Origin of the sequence: Pedobacter sp. BS3 (assembly GCF_008274585.1) — a bacterium.
In the GTDB taxonomy this organism is placed as follows: Bacteria; Bacteroidota; Bacteroidia; order Sphingobacteriales; family Sphingobacteriaceae; genus Hufsiella_A.
This window is the reverse complement of record NZ_VTRT01000008.1, coordinates 24,639-43,174: the sequence shown is the minus strand read 5'-3', so window position 1 is coordinate 43,174 and position 18,536 is coordinate 24,639. Positions and strand designations below refer to the sequence as shown.

Here is an 18,536-nt window from a genome sequence, read left to right as displayed (position 1 = left end):
TGATGGTATATTGGCAGCGTCAGATGTGCAATCTCTTAAATAAGGGTTTGATTTCTTTTATAGTGTTATCAGGCCTGGTTCTGCAGGTCAGTGCTCAAGATACAACCATTGTATCCATTCATGTATTAACAGGATTGCAATTTAGCTTACCAAGATTTAAAGTTAATCCCGGCGCTAAAGTCAAAATAGTTTTTTCTAATACGGATGATATGGATCATAATCTGGTAATAACCCAACCTGATGCACGTGAAGATGTGGTTAATGCTGCGCTGCAATTAGGCGATAAAGGGCCGGAGATGAATTATATTCCCAAATCATCAAAAGTAATGTGGGCTATTCCGGTTACAGCGCCGGAGCAAACTAAGGTATTAGACATTACAGCGCCAGAGAAAGGTGGTATTTATCCTTATGTGTGTACGTACCCGGGACATGGCTATATCATGTATGGTGCTATGTATGTAACTACTAATGCCAATTTGCCGGATATTAGAAATGATACGCATATACCACCCGGTAGACGACAGGCAGAGCCTGTTGCAGCGAACAAGCCTGTACAGAATATGCATCAGGACCACCATGAAATGAATAAGCCTTTGCATCCATATACACCGTTAGCGCCATACCTATATCGCGTGTTTATTAACGGAGCAAGCCCGGCTGCTATAGCAGTTAGCCTGCCAAGAGACTTATCTTACTGTTGGGATGCAGGCACCTGCCGTTTGAGATTTGCCTGGAAAGGTGGTTTTCTGGATAATTCAGATTTATGGAAAGGGAAAGGCGATGCTCTTGCCAATGTTGTTGGCAGTATCTTCTTTAAAGATACAACAGCTTATCCGTTGCGGGTAAAATATGCTGATGCTATTCCAAAAGTAGATTATAAAGGATACAGGCTAATTAACAGGTATCCGGAATTTCATTATACCCTAAATGGTTTGGATGTGTATGAATTGATAGCTCCAAAGATGGATGGGAGTGGCTTAGTACGCACGTTTAAAATTCCCAAAGTGCATCAGGCAGTTTGGTTTGTCTCAGGCTCTGAGCAAGAAGTGATCTATCATTCATCTGTCGGCGAATGGGAAAATGGTAAACTAAAGCTAACAGCCAAACAGGCCAGAGAATTTACTATTGTGATGATAATTCCAAAGAAAAAATAATAACACGATGATAAATAAGCAAATTTTGGGTGCATTATTATGTTTTTGTCTGTTTGTTGAGGCGGTACCCTATAAACAGGTTCCTGTAAGCTCATATATTGTAGAGAATATTGAGATGCCGGCCGGGTTAACCAGTGAAGTAGGAGGGTTAGCTTTTTTACCTAACGGGAATCTGGTTGCCTGTTTTACAAGGGGTGAAGTGATGATTTATAATCCGCAAATCAGGGAATGGAAACTGTTTGCGGAAGGTTTGCACGACCCTTTGGGGATACTGGTAATTAGTAACTCCGAATTGTTGATTATGCAAAGGCCTGAATTAACCAGGATTAAAGATACCAATGGCGATGGAGAGGCTGACCTATACGAGAAAGTTACCGACGATTTTGGTATATCAGGAAATTACCACGAGTTTAATTATGGGCCTGTAAGTGATAAAAAAGGTAATTTATATATTGCCTTGAATGCGTCATCTTCTGCAGGAAGAATACGAAAAGAGGTGCGTGGAAAAATTAACCTGTTGGGTCGTGATGGTGATGACGGACGTAAGCAAATGTTTTCTGCGGTACCTTACCGTGGCTGGATTATGAAGTTAACTCCCGACGGAAAATTGCATCCTTTTGCTTCAGGATTTCGTTCTCCTAATGGAATAGGGTTTGACCTTCAAGGTAATTTATTTGCTACAGATAACCAGGGAGATTGGCTGGGGACCAGTACATTTTATCACGTTCAGGAAGGTAAGTTTTACGGGCATCCCGCCAGCCTGGTTTGGCAAAAAGACTGGAATAAAGGATCGCCGTTTGCTGTCCCGGTTGCAGAGCTGGATAACATGCGTACTAAAGCTTCCGTATTATTTCCACATGGCATTATAGCAAACTCGCCTACACAGCCAGTAATCGATGATACTAAGGGAAAGTTCGGGCCATTTTCAGGGCAATTCTTAGTAGGCGAAATGAACCGGGAACGCATTGTAAGAGTAATGCTGGAGAAAGTTGGAGGGGAATTGCAGGGAGCCTGCATTCCGTTTATAGATAATCAGGGATTGCGCAAAGGGAATAACCGTTTGGCCTTTGCACCGGATGGAAGCCTATGGGTAGGTCAGAACTCGCATGGATGGCTTGGGGATGAAGGTATTCAGCATATAACGTACACCGGTGTGCTGCCAATGGATATTTATTCAATGAATCTTACGGCAGATGGTTTTAATCTCACGTTTACTCAGCCTGTAGATTCAACAGAGGCTCTTAAACCTGAAAATTATACGTTTCGTCATTATTATTACGAGTATCGTAAAGAATATGGTTCTAAGCAATTTGGATTGGCAAACATTCCTGTAAAGCGTGTAAAATTATCTGCCGACCATAAAAAAGTATCATTAGAATTAGAGACCCTGGAACCCGGGTTCATTTATGAATTAAATCTTGATAAAATTAAAAGCAATAGTGGCATGCCATTGGCCAATACCCTGATTTGTTATACACTTAATAAGCTGCTGCCATCAAAATAACTTTAATGTTAACCAATTAGTAACACATTATTTATAAAATGATTACCAGAAAAATTCTTGCATGCTTAATTGTTTTTGTGAGCCACAACCTGTACGCTCAGAAAGGAGAACCTAAAACTACTAAAGTAAATCCTATACAAAGCACTTCAACCATCGGAATTGAAGAAGGAAAAGCACTGATTGCAAAAGCAGATTGTTTTGCATGTCATAAAATCCAGGAGAAATTAGTAGGCCCGGCTTATGTAGATATTGCAAAAAAATATACTGCAACAAATTCCAATATTACTATGTTGGCCGATAAAATTATTAAAGGTGGAAGCGGTGTATGGGGAAGTATCCCAATGGCTCCTCATGCCTCAATTTCCGTTATTGATGCCAAGAAAATAGTAAGGTATATCCTTTCTTTAGATAAGAAATAAAGCAACTGGAATGAAGAAAGTAGTATACCTGTTTGTTTTATTATTTACCAGGTGCTTCTCCATAAATGCACAACAGGTTGTTGTTAAGGGACTGGTTTTGAATGATAAATCTCTGCCGATCTCCGGCGCTGCTTTATATATTCTCAATACAACGATAAATATCATAACAGATAGCTTAGGCAATTTCAACATAAAAGATATTGTTAAAGGCAGTTACATATTTCAGGTAAGTGCTGTAGGATATACAACAGTGTACCGATCAGTAAAAGTGCAAGATAAGAATGAGCCATTGACAATTGTTTTAAAGGATGCAAATGTGGCATTAAGCGAAGTATTGGTAACGGCGCAAAAAAGAGATGAAGAAATGCAGCGATTACCTGTTAGTATTACTACGCTTACTTCAGAGCAAATTAATAATTATAAGTTATGGGATATCAAAGATATCACTGCAATAGTTCCCAATCTGTATTCATCAAGCTCCGGCGATTACAGAAATGTTACTTCTATACGTGGTATAGCCACCACTTCGTATGATCAGGCGGTTGCTACTTATATTGACGGAGTAAACCAGTTTGGATTAGATACTTATATTGCACAATTACAAGACGTAGAACGTATTGAAGTTTTAAGAGGGCCACAAGGTACATTGTACGGCAGAAATGCAATGGGCGGAGTAATTAATATAATCACCAAACAACCAGGAGACAGGACAGAAGGATATGTTGGACTTGACCTGGGGAATTACGGTTTACAACGTTATAGTTTTAGCTTTCGATCTCCACTCATAAAAAATAAACTTTTTTGGGGTGTGGCCGGACTCTACGATAAACAAGGCGGATTCTATACTAATCAATATAATAACTCGAGATTTGACAGGCAGAGTAGCTATTCGGGGAATTATTACCTTAAGTTATTGGCCGGTCCGCAATGGTCTTACACCTTAAACATAAAACATGTAATCAATCGTAATCATGGAGCATTTCCACTGGTTAGTGGAATGATAACTGCTCTTAACAGTCCTTTTCAATTAAATCAGAATGCTTTAACGTTGCTCAAAGACAACGTATTTAATTCATCATTAACCGTTCGTTATGTTGGAGCCGGGGTTATATTTAATTCACAAACCGCCTATCAATACAATTATCGCTATTATACCAAACCTATAGACGGTGACTTTTCTTCGATTGATGGAATTACCATTGTGAACAACTATGGCAGAAAATGGAATAAAGCACAGGTGTTAACTCAGGAAGTCAGCTTTACTTCGCCGGCATCATCTTCTGTTAAGTGGACATTAGGCGCTTATTCTTTTTATCAGTATAGTCCCGTAAAGCAAGGTACACATTTTGGGGATGATGCAGCGTTGGTTGGTGCTCCATATCCGGGTTATACAAGTATTAATACCAACAAATCAAATAGTTTTGGACTGGCGTTTTTTGGCGACCTTACCTATAGTATTATACCAAAGCTTGATTGTAGTTTAGGATTAAGGTATGATAATGAATATAAAACACAGTATGTCCGGGGCGAAGCCCGGATGGAAGGAGAGGAGACAATGCTTACACAGGCAGATACTTCATCGGGTGTCAGTTTTAATGCATTATTGCCCAAAGCCAGTGTCATATATCATATCAATCATAATCATCACATTTATGCAGCTTATAATCGTGGCTTTCGTGCTGGTGGTATATCGCAGTTAACCTCAGATCCTGCACAATTACCGTTACATACTTATAAACCAGAACATAGTAATAATTTTGAAATAGGTTCAAAACATGTCTTTTTGAACAACCGGTTAAAACTAAATACTGCATTTTTTTTCACCAGTGTAGTCGATGCACAACTGCCGGTATTAGTTTTACCTGATGCTGTTGTAATTACCCAGAACGTAGGAAAGCTAAACAGTAAAGGAGTTGAGGTAGAGTTGTCTTCAACTCCGTTCAAAAATGTTGAATTGCTATATAATTTCGGCTATACACATGCACGCTATAAAAACTCAGCCATCCCGATGGGCAGCTCAATATCTACACGAAAGGGCAAACGACAATTATTTACACCGATCATAACATCGGTACTGGCATTGAAAGATACCTATGGGCTTTCTGATAAAATGAAACTAATAATACATGGCGAATGGAAATATTTGGGGAAGCAGTTTTTTGATATGGCTAATACGATAGCGCAAAAAGGTTATGGTTTAATTAATGTCAGAACAGGTATTACGATATCAAAGACTGAAGTGTTTTTTTGGGGAAGTAATATTCTGAATAAAAAATATGCTGATTATGCTTATGATTTCGGGGCTGTGCATTTAGGTAACCCCCGTACGTATGGTATTTCGGTAAAATTATTTTTTAATTATTAAACAGCTGTTAATAATAAATTTAGTTAACAATGACACAAATATCTGTATTTGATATTTTTAAAATAGGTATAGGTCCTTCCAGTTCTCATACTCTTGGCCCATGGCGGGCTGCACAACAATTTGTTGTATGGCTTGGACAAAAACGGGCATTAGAAAGTGTTGAGCAGGTTAAGATTTTACTATACGGTTCATTAGCCAAAACCGGTAGGGGGCACGGAACAGATATAGCCGTGCTATTGGGCTTGAGCGGTTATGATCCAGTTACCTTTGATACATCCGGGATTAATTCAAAGGTACAGCAGATTTATACCTCACATCAATTACTTCTTGGAGGACTTAAAGAAATTACGTTTGCGTCAGATGATATTTGCTTTCTATTTGAAGAGGAGTTGTCGTTTCATCCTAATGCTGTTACCTTTCAGGCTTTTCTTCAGAACGGAAAAGCCCTGTCACAAACATATTATTCAATTGGCGGTGGTTTTGTGATAAATCCTGATGAGAAAACCTCTCTAAATACTGAAGTTACATTGCCATTTCCTATTCATACCGCCGATGATCTGTTAAATTGGTGTTTGCAGTCGGGTTTAAAAGTTTCTGATATTATTATGCGTAATGAGTTGGCCTGGCGTTCTGAAACAGATATTCGTGAAGGAGTCTTAAACATATTCCGGGTAATGAATGAATGTGTATACAGGGGCTGTCATACAGAGGGTATATTACCCGGTGGTTTAAATGTAATACGCCGTGCTGCTTCCATTAATAAAGACCTTATTAATACCACTCAGTATACGGATTTTAATAGCTGGTTAACCGCAATCAGAAAGGCGGGTAATAAGTTTCAATATATCCTGGATTGGGTGAGCTGCTTTGCTCTGGCGGTTAATGAAGAGAACGCCGCTTTTGGGCGTGTAGTTACTGCACCAACAAATGGAGCTGCTGGCGTTATACCGGCAGTATTATTCTATGATATAATTTTTTGCAATAAAGGCATTCATATTGATCGTATAATACGATTTATGCTAACTGCGTCTGAAATTGGCAGTCTCTTTAAAAAAGGAGCGACGATCTCGGCTGCTATGGGCGGGTGTCAGGCAGAAATTGGAGTGTCATCGGCAATGGCTGCAGCTGCGTTGACCGAATGCTTAGGAGGCTCGCAGCAGCAGGTATTAATGGCAGCGGAAATTGCTATGGAGCATCATCTGGGGCTAACTTGCGATCCGATAGCGGGTCTGGTACAGATTCCCTGTATTGAGCGTAATGCAATGGGAGCTATTAAAGCTATTACTGCCTCTCAGCTTGCTTTACAAACTAATTCTCAAAATGCAAGAGTTACGTTAGATGGCGTAATAAAAGCCATGTGGGAAACTGCAAAAGATATGAGCATTAAATATAAGGAAACATCCGATGGAGGTTTGGCGGTTACCATACCGGTAAGTTTGCCGGAATGCTGATAAATGCGGTGCGTATTGGTAAATTAATTTATCCGCGTACAGGCAAAAAAAGAAGTATATGACACATAGTGTTTTTTAATAAATTATTTCCCCAACTAAATATAAATTCTTGTTTATAGGTTTTTTTTGTTTATTTTCGGGTACGTTACCGATGCGTAATTAAATGGGATTTTAGCAGATAAATGCAAAAGGATTATGAAAGAATACAACAAGGTGTTTGGCTTTGCAATAATTGGTACCGGGGCAATAGCGAGTATTCATGCACAGGCTATTCAAGCTGTTACTAGTGCAAAACTGTTAGGTGTATATAATATAACTCCGGCTAAAGCCGAGGTATTTGCTTTGCAATACCATTGTAAAGCTTGTTCTTCAATAGATGATTTGCTTAAAATAGAAGAATTAGATATTGTATGCATATGTACGCCTTCGGGAGCGCATTTAGAATCAGCTTTAAAGGCAATTACAGCTGGAAAACATTGCTTGATTGAAAAACCTCTGGAGGTAACGTTAGATAAAATTGATAAGCTAATCCATGCCGCACAATTAAATCATGTTATTATATCAGCTGTTTTTCCAAGCCGTTTTTATCCGGGTAACAATCATTTAAAAAAAGCTATTGATGCTGGTCGCTTTGGAAAAATGGTTATGGGTAGCGCTTATGTAAAATGGAACCGGAGTGCTGAATATTACCGTTCAGGAAAATGGCGGGGAACATGGGGCCTGGATGGCGGTGGTGCTTTAATGAATCAGGCCATTCATGTAGTAGATATATTACAATGGTGTATGGGGCCGGTAGAATCAGTATTTGCTTATACAGGCAATATTAAGCATACATCCATTGAGGTGGAAGATACAGCCATAGCATTACTTAGATTTACTAATGGAGCTTTAGGCACTATTGAATGTTCAACAGCGGTATATCCCGGTACACTTAAGAGATTGGAGATCATGGGAACTGAGGGAACAGCCATTGTAGAAAACGATAATATCATTCAGTGGCAATTTGAATATCCGGCCAATGACGATGAAGAAATCAGGGCAGCCTCATTGTCAAATGCTTCAGAAGGTGGCGTCTCCAATCCGTTATCAATTAGTTATATGGGACATCTGGAACAAATAGAAGATATGATTCAGGCTATTCGTACAGGTAGAAAACCTTTAGTCGATGAATTCGATGGGCGTAAATCTGTAGAAATTATCCTTGCCATATATAAAAGTGCACAAATCGGGCAACCAATTCGGTTACCACTATAAATAATAAAATCATTAATTAACATAAATTATTATCAGTAAACTTAATGGAAAGAATAGATTACATTGTATTAGCCGTATACTTTTTTATCCTCATAGCTATGGGCTTGTGGGGATACAGCCGTATTAAATCGTCAGCCGACTTTTATACCGCAGGTGGTAAATTACCCTGGTGGCTGTCAGGAGTTTCACATCATGTTTCGGGGTATAGCGGAGCTGTATTTGTAGCTTATGCAGCAATAGCTTATACTCATGGTTTTGCATTGTATATCTGGTGGGCATTAAGTATTGCTTTAGCCATGATTGGCACTACATTTATTATCGCTCCCCGCTGGGCCCGGCTTCGTTCCAAGGCAGGCATTCAATCGCCAACAGAATATCTATCATTACGTTATAACCTGCCAACCCAGCAAGTTATGGCCTGGAGCGGAGTATTAATAAAAATATTTGATGTAGGCGCAAAGTGGGCAGCAATAGGTATTTTAATTAATGCATTTACTGGTCTGCCTATTATCACAGGTATTTTAATTGTGGGTGCCGTAAGCATGGTTTATATAACGATGGGCGGCCTATGGGCTGATGTGGTTAATGATTTAGCCTCTTTCCTCATTCAGTTTGTTGCCGGAATATTAATGTTGATAATGGTTTTATTGGAGTTAGGTGACGGGGCGAATGGTATCTTTACCATGTGGGATAAACTGCCGTCATCACATTCAGCGTTATTCAATTCACCTTATACATTTGGATTTGCCGTTTCATATATGATTGTAAGCTTCTTCAGTTATAGTGGCGGCACATGGCATCTGGCAACGCGGTTTATATCATCCTCGTCGGGCTCCGAAGCCCGTAAAGCAGCCATGTTATCCATGCTGTTGTACCTGATATGGCCACTTGTATTATTCTTCCCGATGTTTGCTGCACCAATTTTTTTAGAAAACCTATCAGACCCTACTAAATCCTATCCCTTGCTGGCCATGCGGTTTCTACCCCACGGCCTTATTGGCTTATTATTGGCCTCCATGTTTGGTAATACATTGGCAATGACTGCAGCTGATGCCAATACTATATCAGCAGTTATAACCCGCGATATTTTACCTATAGTATATAAAAAAGTGAAATTCTATAGCAGCAGGAAAATGTTGCTGATAGCTCGTGTAACCACTTTTCTTTTTATCCTCGTAACCATCATTATTGCGCTGCAATCAAAATCATTTGGTGGTGTATTCGGACTGATTATTTCCTGGTTTGCAGCTTTGGTTGGTCCAACAGCAGTTCCAATGATATTCGGTTTGTTACCAACTTTTAAGCATTGTGATAGTCGGGCAGCCTTGCTGTCTATTTTCGGAGGCTTATTAACCTTTGTTATAACTAAATTCCTGAATACCGAAAGCCTTGCTCTGGATATATCGGCACCCATTATAACATCTATGATTATTTATATTGGTTGGGGCATGCTTTCTAAAGCCACACTTAAGCCTGAGGCAGATAAGTTACTGATGTCATTAAACAGCGATAAATAGAACAGAATATGCAGCTGCTACCCAAATTAGCGGGTTTAACTCCCGGCGAATTATTAGAGCAATACAAAAAATATCTATTTGATGATTTTTTGCCATTTATGGATCAATATATTATCGATCATGAATATGGTGGATTTATGTGTAATACCGATAGGGCAGGGAACAACATAACAACCAATAAACGTACCTGGTTTGACGGTCGGGGAATCTGGGTTTATTCATTTCTATATAACCATATCGACAAAAATATCAAGTACTTAGATATCGTTCAGAAAACAGTAGAGCTAGTAATGAAAATTAAATTACCTGATGAGCCGTTCTGGCCCTGGTCGTACACCCGCACGGGGGAATTGCTTGATGAGCATACTCCCGATATATATGGAAATCTGTTTATTGCCGGGGGATTCATAGAATATGCCCAGGCAACAGGAAAAGAAGAGTATACAGATAAAGCCAAAGAAATTATACTTCGATGTGTTGAGATATATGACAGTGAGAATTATGTGTATGATTTTGACTATCGATCAGATGTGCCAACTATCAAAGCAGCCCGGGTTTTAGGGCATTGGATGATACTGTTAAATTTATCTACCAGTTTGTTAAAACAGCAGCCGGATGAGCAGATCAAAACTTTGACCGACAGGTGTATTGAAGCCTTGTTGAATAAGCATCTCAATAAAGAGTTTAACTTGATGATCGAATTTCTGAACCATGACTTGAGTATTCCGGACGGCTCTTTATCACAATTTGTTTATATCGGTCACGCTATTGAAGCGCTGTGGATGATAATGGACGAAGCTATCAGACGTAAAGATTGTACGCTTTTCGACCAATCATCGGCTTTGTTTAAACGTCACGTAGAAGTTGCATGGGATGATGTTTATGGTGGTGTTTTTCATTGTTTAGAGAGTGTTGAACAAAATAAATGGCTGTTAGAGAAAGTGTTATGGGCGCAACATGAAGTGCTGGTTGGTCTTTTGCTTTTGATATCTCACAGTAGCGATGCATGGGCTTACCGGTGGTTTGATAAAGTATATACTTATGTTATAAATAATTATCCGCTTAAAAAGTATGGATATGCGCTCTGGAATATTGGTGGCGATAGAAAAATGACTTTTCAGGAAGAAGGGACACGCATTGAAAATTATCATCACCCACGGTTTTTAATGCTTGGAATTACGCAGCTTGAGCGCATGATAAGAGAAGTGTGATGGTTAAATAATTGCGGGTAATACATATCGTTTTACATCAGGACAAACAGTCTTTAACCTAAAATACAATACAATGAAAAGATTATGCTTATGGCTGAGTTTGCTGATCCCGTACATGGGTTATGGGCAGCTTGTGCGGTATGTTGCGCCCGCCACTCTGGGTAGCGGTAACGGACTATCGGCAATAAATGCGGCAGATTTTCTGAATGCAGCTTTTTGGTCGGATGTGCAATTATTGTTACGGCACGATGATGTAACAGTTAATTTCCTGGCCGGAGATTACAGGCGTGCATATACCGAGACCCCTTTGGTATTGGAAAGCATGGGGAACGGTCAACATGCCTTATTGCTTCAGGGTGATGGAACAAATACCATATTTACAATTCCAACTGGTTATGCAACACAACCGGTAATGGTAGATATCCGTAATTCAAGGAATATCACTGTTAGAAACTTTAACTTTACCGGTAATGGAGGCATTAATTATGTGCTACGTATAACAACATCGGGCAGCACCGGAAATTTCACTAAAAATATATTAATAGAAGCTTGTACCTGGACAGATGTGCGTGGCATTGTTTATGGTGCAACAGGTTGCTCATACGGAGGCACGAGCTACGTTACCTATAAAAACTGTACGTTTAAGCGAATTGGTTTAAATAGTGGTTCGCACATGATTTATAATGCTTACGATTGTCACCATATCAGCATTATAGATTGCCATTTTGAGGATTGCACAGGCGATTATGTGCGGTTTAGAGATAATTGCGATTATGGCGTCGTAAAAGGAAGCACATTTATTCGCAACAGCGGTTTCCCTGATTATTACTTTATTAATATGCCGCTTTTTAATGATGTTGATCCGGGTGATGAAACCTTTGCAACACATTATGCCTTTACAGGAAATAGCTTCGGCAATATTTCATATCCTATTGGATTTTTAAGTCAGGGCTTTGATCCCGTAGGATGCAACTACCTGTTAACGGCGGCAGAAGGCGCTGTTCTAACATCAGGAACAACTGTACAAAAGAAAAGCTTGTTGCTTGGTAATTTTAAGATTAATACCGATGAGGTCAGGATTTATAATAACACATTCGGCTCATTAACCTATAAAGTGACCATGAGTAGTAAAACAGCCTATGGGGCAGTATCAAAAGGTTGGACCGGTATTGGCGACATAACAGCTACGGTAAATACCAGCGCAACTCCATTATCTTGGGAGCTTACATCCAACACTACCCCGGGTACATGGAAAAACGAAAATACAAGCCTGGCATACAACTTAGGGGCAGGCACAGGCAATATGGGTAAAGTGTTTACAGGCACACCGCCGTTAACAGTTGGCATTAATTCAACATCTACTCAAAGTTCACCCGGTTTTTTGCCCTATATTCCAACAGTTGACGGCGGAGGTGTAACCAGGGTCGGTTATCCCAGTTCAAACGCCATTTTTACGTTACAAGATGCAGATCCCGGTTATTCAACGTTGAAGATCAATGCTTCCGGCTCAGGCAACCCGGCAAAATTTTCCATGTATGATATTAATGGAACATCGGCCGTTGCCAGTCTGTTTTTTACTATTGAGTTTAATGATAGTACAAGTACACGTGCTATTTGGACAGCGATATTAGGCAATAACAGTACCCCTGGCAGTGCCGGCATGTTTAGCAATGCCAGTACCCTGACGGCTACCGGCAACACTTCAAATCCGGAAATCTTTAACGCCTTCCGTTGGGAGATAAAAACAAGTAATCCGTCCCGCATTAGTTTTCAGTACAGAAAAAAAACGGAAGAAACAGGTAATGCTTCATACACTGAAATAAATAATACTTTTTTCAAACGTGGGCAACTGTATAATATAGAGATTTACTGTAATAATTCAGCGGTTGATCATATCTATGTTCGAGACGGTATAGAATATATAGTAACTCCACGAACTTATGATATATGGGCAGATGGAGTAAAGTTAAACACAACGGGCTTACCTGCAAACCAGCTTACAACGGGTACTGTAATAAATAGTTTCATGCTACATGGTACAAATAGCGAAACAAACGTAATTCAGGATAACTCGGCTACAGCCACCTTGGGTAGTATCCGGATGGGTTTTGCCAGTGCAGCTCTTCCGGTAAGCCTGGTTTCTTTTGAAGGAATTTTATCTGACAAAGGCATCAGGTTAAACTGGGTAACGGTTTCTGAACAGAATAATTTACGTTTTAACATACTGCAATCAACTGACGGCGCAGTTTTTAACAAGATAGGCAACGTAACAGGGGCCGGAAATTCTGACAAGAGGCATAACTATTCATTTATAGATGATAATTACGTTCAGGGAGTTAATTATTACCGGTTACAGCAGGTTGATATGGATGGAACAACTACATTCACCGGTAAAATAATAGCTATTAATGCAGGTTTAAAACATAATGGGTTCAATATATATGCTACCGTAGATAACCATCTTATAGCAACAATTTATGCTGATGGAATAATGTCCGGACAAATTTTTATATACGATATTATGGGTTGCAAATTAGCTGAAGCTAACATAAGTTTAAACCGGGGCCAAACAACTGTAACCTTGCCGGCTAACCTAAATAGCGGAATTTATATAGCTTCTTTAATAGCCGGTAACCGGAAACAAAGTGTAAGATTTTTTAAATAATATAAAATGAAAGTTAGATTATTTCTTTTCTGGATACTATTTGCCTCATTAAATAGTATGGCAATGATCCGGTACGCAGCTCCTGTTAAACAAGGTAACGGTAATGGAATGTCTGTTGAGAATGCAGCAGACTTTCTAAACGCAGGGTTTTGGATAGAAGTTCAAAAAACACTGCGAAAAGAACCTGTAATAGTAAAGTTTATGAGCGGGGATTATGCAAGAGCCTATACTGAAAAACCGTTTATACTGGAAGAAATGGGCAATAAAAAAAACGCTTTAACACTGGAAGGTGATGGCCAGAATACCTTGTTCACCGTACCTGTTGGCTATAAACAACAATCAGTATTGATGGCTGTTAAAAATTCACAAAATATTATTATCAGGAACTTCAATTTTACAGGCAGTGGAAAGCTGGGTTATGCACTTCAGATAACATCAGGTAAAGACAACACGACAGAAAATATATTGGTAGATAACTGCACCTGGACTGATATGAGAGGAATTATCTATGGTGCAACAGGTGTACATCAGCAGGGCACATCAAGTGTTACCTACAAAGATTGTTCATTTAAGCGGGTAGGTATTGATAGTCATTCTCATTTCATGTATCATGCTCATTACGCTTCTAATATTCATGTGGTTGGCTGTTATTTTGAAGATTGTACAGGTGATTATGTGCGTTTTAGAGACCATTGTGATTACGGAGATGTGGAGAACTCAACATTTGTGCGCACTGAAAAATTCCCGGTATATCCATTTATTTCGGTTCCGCTTTTCAATAATATTGACCCTGGGGATGAGACGTTTGCCACTCATTATACCTTTACAGGCAATCACTTTAAAAATACCAAAAATGCTATAGCTTTTCATCATTATGGCTTTGACCCTGTTGGCAAACACTATCTTTTAACAGCCGCCGAAGGTGAAATCCTGGTAAACGGTACTCCTGAAGAAAAGAAAAGATTACTCAGGCAAAATTTTGATGTAAACACAGACGATATAAAAATCAGTAACAACACAAATGTTGATATAACCCATACAGTTGTAATGGGTAGTTTCCCTAAATATGGTGCTCAATTTAAAGGATGGAGTGGTTGGGGCGATATTAGCATATTTTTTAATTAAGTAAGAATGTTTGTTGTACCCGGTTTTTTGTCTGCGGCGCTTAAAGGCAGAACAACCCGGTCACAACGATCAATATAAACTGATGGGCTGAAATTTAAGTGTATACACAATAAACATTTTGTTATTATTTAAAATTAACCTATTTTCGTGTACGTACACGAGTTATTTAGAATAAAGCCACACTAATTAAAATGAGATTTTATTACGGATACCTATTATGAAGGGAATAGCTAACAGGAGATTAAAAATATATAACGGTCAAATTATAACACCACACCGTATTATAAATGGAGGTACAGTTCTTGTTGATCGGGGTAAAATTATAGAAGTAAGCAAGGATAATATTGATGTTAATGATGCAATAGAAATTAATGCGCACGGTAAGTTTATTTCACCCGGATTTATTGATATACATGTGCATGGTGGCGGCGGGCATGATTTTATGGATAACAATCTTGATGCGTTTTTGGAAATAGCCGATACACATGCCCGTTACGGAACAACGGCACTTACCCCAACTACATTAAGTTGCGAACATGATGATCTATTAAAGACACTGGAATTGTATGAGCTGGCAGATGCCAAAAACGAATCGGGAGCGCAATTTATCGGGATGCATATTGAAGGGCCTTATTTTTCAATGAAACAGCGGGGTGCCCAGGACGCACGTTATATCCGTAATCCTGATCCCAATGAATATAAGCAAATTTTGGCAAATACATCTGTTGTTAAACGTTGGAGTGCTGCACCGGAACTGAAAGGCGCTTTGGAGCTGGGGGCATATCTAAAATCCCAGGATATTCTGGCCGCTATAGCACATACAGATGCTATCTACGAAGAGGTGTTAGAGGCTTATGAAAAAGGATATACTCATGCTACCCATTTTTATTCATGTATGTCGGGAGTTTCCCGGAGAAATGCTTTCAGATATGCCGGAGTAATTGAGAGCGCATACCTGATTGATGCTATGACTGTAGAGCTCATAGCTGATGGTGTGCACTTGCCGCCGCCTTTGCTGAAATTAGTATACAAGATAAAAGGTGCCGACAGAATTGCCCTGGTAACAGATGCAATGCGGGGCGCCGGTATGCCACCCGGTGAAAGCATTTTGGGAAGCCTGCATAATGGTATGCGTGTTATTGTAGAAGATGGTGTAGCCAAGCTACCAGATAGAAGCGCTTTTGCCGGGAGTGTAGCTACCTGCGATAGTTTAGTAAAAAACATGATACAGCTTGCCGATGTACCACTGTTGGATGCCATAAAAATGATGACGATTACACCCGCAGTGATCATGAAAGTTGATACCAATAAAGGGTCGTTGGTTAAAGGAAAAGATGCAGATATTGTGTTATTTGATAAAGATATAATGATTGATACAACAATAATTAATGGTAAAGTAATCTACTCAAAAAGCAGTGAATATAGTCCGGTGGTTTAAGTAATTATATTAAAATATAAATCATAACGATGATAAAAATAGAAAATCTGGATATACGTATATACGAAGATAGAAAACAGCTGGGTGAAAGTGCAGCTACCCTGGTAGCAGACAAGCTAAACGAACTATTAACAAGCAAACCGTTTATAAATGTAATTTTTGCGGCCGCCCCCTCACAAAACGAGTTCCTTAGTGCCTTAATACAAAAAGATATTGATTGGTCCAAGATAAATGCTTTCCACATGGATGAGTACATTGGTCTCAGTCCGGATGCACCGCAAGGCTTTGGTAATTTTTTAAAAGAACGGATTTTTGATAAAGTTGCATTCAATGCAGTGTATTACCTGAATGGAAATGCTACGGATATTGCTGCAGAATGTAACAGGTATGCCGACCTGTTAATGAAACATCCGGTTGACATTACCTGCATGGGGATAGGGGAGAATGGGCATTTGGCCTTTAATGATCCGCCAGTAGCAAATTTTTACGATACCGAACTGGTAAAAGTTGTGGAGCTTGATCAGGAATGTCGCCAGCAGCAGGTAAACGATGGTTGCTTTAAAAATCTGGATTTAGTGCCAGTTAAAGCCTTAACATTAACCATTCCGGCATTGCTAAACGCTGATTATATTTATTGTATGGTGCCTGGAAGCACAAAATCTAAAGCAGTTTATAATACACTGAATAAAGATATCCAGGAAAAATATCCTTCCACAATTTTAAGAAAACATCCGGCAGCTATCTTATTTCTGGATAAGCAAAGCAGTGCGCTTATATAGACCATATTTATTTGATACGGTTATCCGCATATTAATATAAAATACAAGTCTATTTCGACAGAAAGTGATACTAAATGATACATGAAAAAATAATTCTCTATATCTTCGTTGTGAGACAAACCGTTTCGTTAATTGAAAATTACATAAGTTATAATTGTGGTTAACTGTAACATTAATGAAATAATAGGTTAACTGAGAAATTATGAAAAAAAATAAGGACAAAGAGCTTGTTGGAGTTAAAGAAATTGCACGGAGAGCTAATGTATCAATTGCAACAGTAGATAGGGTGATACATAACCGTACAGGAGTTTCGGTAAAAACCAAAGATAAAATCAACGCCATTATTGAAGAGCTTAACTATCAGCCTAATATTTTAGCCCGAAGATTAGCATCCAAAAAAATATTACAATTTGCCGCTTTGATTCCCGCTGTTTCTGAAGAAACAGACTATTGGGAAGCTCCACTTAATGGCATTATACAGGCCGAAGCAGAAATAAAGCCTTATGGAATTAATATTGAGAAGTACTTTTTTGACCAGAATGACAGAAGTTCTTTTGTAAAACAGGCCGAAACAGTGTTAGAAAATAATGTACAAGGCGTATTACTGGCGCCGATGTTTATTGAAGAATCAAAAGCATTTGTAGAAGCCTGTCAGCAACGGCAAATACCTTACGTTTTCATCAACTCAGATATCCCCAACCAAAATAGCCTATGCTATATTGGACCTCATTTATACCGAAGCGGTTATCTCGGGGCTCATCTGGTTAGCTTTCTGGTAAATAGTAATGATAAAGTATTGGTAGTAAACATATCTAAAGAAATTGATACTGAGCACCACGTATTACGGAAGGAAGAAGGCTTCAGAGCATATTTTGCCGACAATAAAAAAAATAACGAGATCATAAAAACGGATATTCGGGAAACAGACTATTTGTCGGTAAAAAGAAACCTGATAGCTGTTTTAAAAGATCACCATATTAAGGCAATTTTTGTTACCAACTCACGGGTTTCTTTCGTAGCTCATTATCTGCAGGAGGCAAACATAAAGGATATTCCCTTGGTAGGTTTTGATTTCCTTAAAGAGAATATCGGATATCTGAAATCAGGTGTTATTGATTTCTTAATATGTCAGAAACCCCAGGAGCAGGGTTACAGGGGAATAATGGCTTTATACAACTTCTTAGTGCACGATTCTGTCGTTGATAAGATTTACTTCATGCCAATTGATATTATCACTAAAGAAAATTATGAGTTCTACCGGAATTAGCTTTATAACCAGATGAAGCTAAACTGGCGATATTTGAATAGCAGCCGTTATAAAAGATAATGTGTGTTTGTTGTTAGAAGCAACAAAGGCTAACATACTGTTTCTAGCTATAAAATAGGAGTATGAAAATGATAATCCGATATTCAACTATACATTATTTTAAAATAATATCATCCAATGCATTAAGATCTCAAAGAATTGTAAAGAACCAAATGTTAAAGTTGTAATCTGGGAAAATCATAAAAAATAGGTTATTTCTAAAAAAAATCGGTGAATCCTGAAACTTTATTAGAAACGATGTAAGGCAGTGATTGCTTATCAGAAAATCAAAATATAATCAGTCCTGGCTTTCTCTACCGAAAAGAATGATGACTTTTATAGTTGCAC

The 18,536-nt window shown here is 38.8% G+C and carries 13 protein-coding genes; all 13 read left to right on the top strand.

All coding sequences use genetic code 11. The features are described 5' to 3' along the window. The first annotated feature begins 2 nt into the window (after positions 1–2). Complete coding sequence (locus FW774_RS17985) at positions 3–1,154, top strand: plastocyanin/azurin family copper-binding protein (RefSeq protein ID WP_410522750.1); 1,152 nt, start codon at positions 3–5, stop codon at positions 1,152–1,154. A gap of 7 nt (positions 1,155–1,161) precedes the next feature. Then, positions 1,162–2,658, top strand: a complete 1,497-nt coding sequence (locus tag FW774_RS17980; protein WP_149349610.1) for a PQQ-dependent sugar dehydrogenase — start codon at positions 1,162–1,164, stop codon at positions 2,656–2,658. A 38-nt stretch (positions 2,659–2,696) separates the two neighbouring features. Beyond that, the gene (locus FW774_RS17975) at positions 2,697–3,077 is read left to right on the top strand and encodes a c-type cytochrome (protein WP_149349609.1); all 381 of its coding nucleotides are present in this window, start codon (positions 2,697–2,699) and stop codon (positions 3,075–3,077) included. Positions 3,078–3,087: 10 nt separating this feature from the next. Beyond that, positions 3,088–5,442 (top strand): TonB-dependent receptor, encoded by a 2,355-nt coding sequence (locus FW774_RS17970; RefSeq protein ID WP_149349608.1) that lies wholly within the window; start codon positions 3,088–3,090, stop codon positions 5,440–5,442. Positions 5,443–5,471: 29 nt separating this feature from the next. Further along, positions 5,472–6,893, top strand: coding sequence for an L-serine ammonia-lyase (locus FW774_RS17965; RefSeq protein WP_149349607.1), 1,422 nt, complete (start codon positions 5,472–5,474; stop codon positions 6,891–6,893). Between the two features lie 195 nt (positions 6,894–7,088). Beyond that, positions 7,089–8,147 (top strand): Gfo/Idh/MocA family protein, encoded by a 1,059-nt coding sequence (locus tag FW774_RS17960; RefSeq protein ID WP_149349606.1) that lies wholly within the window; start codon positions 7,089–7,091, stop codon positions 8,145–8,147. Positions 8,148–8,191: 44 nt separating this feature from the next. After that, positions 8,192–9,664, top strand: a complete 1,473-nt coding sequence (locus FW774_RS17955; RefSeq protein ID WP_149349605.1) for a sodium:solute symporter family protein — start codon at positions 8,192–8,194, stop codon at positions 9,662–9,664. Between the two features lie 8 nt (positions 9,665–9,672). Further along, positions 9,673–10,875, top strand: a complete 1,203-nt coding sequence (locus tag FW774_RS17950; protein WP_149349604.1) for an AGE family epimerase/isomerase — start codon at positions 9,673–9,675, stop codon at positions 10,873–10,875. Positions 10,876–10,948: 73 nt separating this feature from the next. Next, positions 10,949–13,540: a right-handed parallel beta-helix repeat-containing protein gene (locus tag FW774_RS17945; protein WP_149349603.1), complete on the top strand. Its 2,592-nt coding sequence runs from the start codon at positions 10,949–10,951 to the stop codon at positions 13,538–13,540. A 6-nt stretch (positions 13,541–13,546) separates the two neighbouring features. Further along, positions 13,547–14,665 (top strand): right-handed parallel beta-helix repeat-containing protein, encoded by a 1,119-nt coding sequence (locus tag FW774_RS17940; protein WP_149349602.1) that lies wholly within the window; start codon positions 13,547–13,549, stop codon positions 14,663–14,665. A 217-nt stretch (positions 14,666–14,882) separates the two neighbouring features. Further along, positions 14,883–16,103, top strand: a complete 1,221-nt coding sequence (gene nagA / locus FW774_RS17935; protein ID WP_149349601.1) for an N-acetylglucosamine-6-phosphate deacetylase — start codon at positions 14,883–14,885, stop codon at positions 16,101–16,103. Between the two features lie 29 nt (positions 16,104–16,132). Further along, positions 16,133–16,882, top strand: coding sequence for a glucosamine-6-phosphate deaminase (locus FW774_RS17930; protein ID WP_149349600.1), 750 nt, complete (start codon positions 16,133–16,135; stop codon positions 16,880–16,882). A gap of 202 nt (positions 16,883–17,084) precedes the next feature. Beyond that, entirely contained in the window at positions 17,085–18,149 is a 1,065-nt protein-coding gene (locus FW774_RS17925) for a substrate-binding domain-containing protein (protein ID WP_149349599.1), read from the top strand. Positions 18,150–18,536 lie beyond the last annotated feature (387 nt).

Excerpts from the sequence above, each read along its gene's own strand:
- FW774_RS17985 (WP_410522750.1), top strand. The coding sequence starts at position 3 with ATGGTATATTGGCAGCGTCAGATGTGCAATCTCTTAAATAAGGGTTTG.
- FW774_RS17980 (WP_149349610.1), top strand. The coding sequence starts at position 1,162 with ATGATAAATAAGCAAATTTTGGGTGCATTATTATGTTTTTGTCTGTTT.
- FW774_RS17975 (WP_149349609.1), top strand. The coding sequence starts at position 2,697 with ATGATTACCAGAAAAATTCTTGCATGCTTAATTGTTTTTGTGAGCCAC.
- FW774_RS17970 (WP_149349608.1), top strand. The coding sequence starts at position 3,088 with ATGAAGAAAGTAGTATACCTGTTTGTTTTATTATTTACCAGGTGCTTC.
- FW774_RS17965 (WP_149349607.1), top strand. The coding sequence starts at position 5,472 with ATGACACAAATATCTGTATTTGATATTTTTAAAATAGGTATAGGTCCT.
- FW774_RS17960 (WP_149349606.1), top strand. The coding sequence starts at position 7,089 with ATGAAAGAATACAACAAGGTGTTTGGCTTTGCAATAATTGGTACCGGG.
- FW774_RS17955 (WP_149349605.1), top strand. The coding sequence starts at position 8,192 with ATGGAAAGAATAGATTACATTGTATTAGCCGTATACTTTTTTATCCTC.
- FW774_RS17950 (WP_149349604.1), top strand. The coding sequence starts at position 9,673 with ATGCAGCTGCTACCCAAATTAGCGGGTTTAACTCCCGGCGAATTATTA.
- FW774_RS17945 (WP_149349603.1), top strand. The coding sequence starts at position 10,949 with ATGAAAAGATTATGCTTATGGCTGAGTTTGCTGATCCCGTACATGGGT.
- FW774_RS17940 (WP_149349602.1), top strand. The coding sequence starts at position 13,547 with ATGAAAGTTAGATTATTTCTTTTCTGGATACTATTTGCCTCATTAAAT.
- nagA (WP_149349601.1), top strand. The coding sequence starts at position 14,883 with ATGAAGGGAATAGCTAACAGGAGATTAAAAATATATAACGGTCAAATT.
- FW774_RS17930 (WP_149349600.1), top strand. The coding sequence starts at position 16,133 with ATGATAAAAATAGAAAATCTGGATATACGTATATACGAAGATAGAAAA.
- FW774_RS17925 (WP_149349599.1), top strand. The coding sequence starts at position 17,085 with ATGAAAAAAAATAAGGACAAAGAGCTTGTTGGAGTTAAAGAAATTGCA.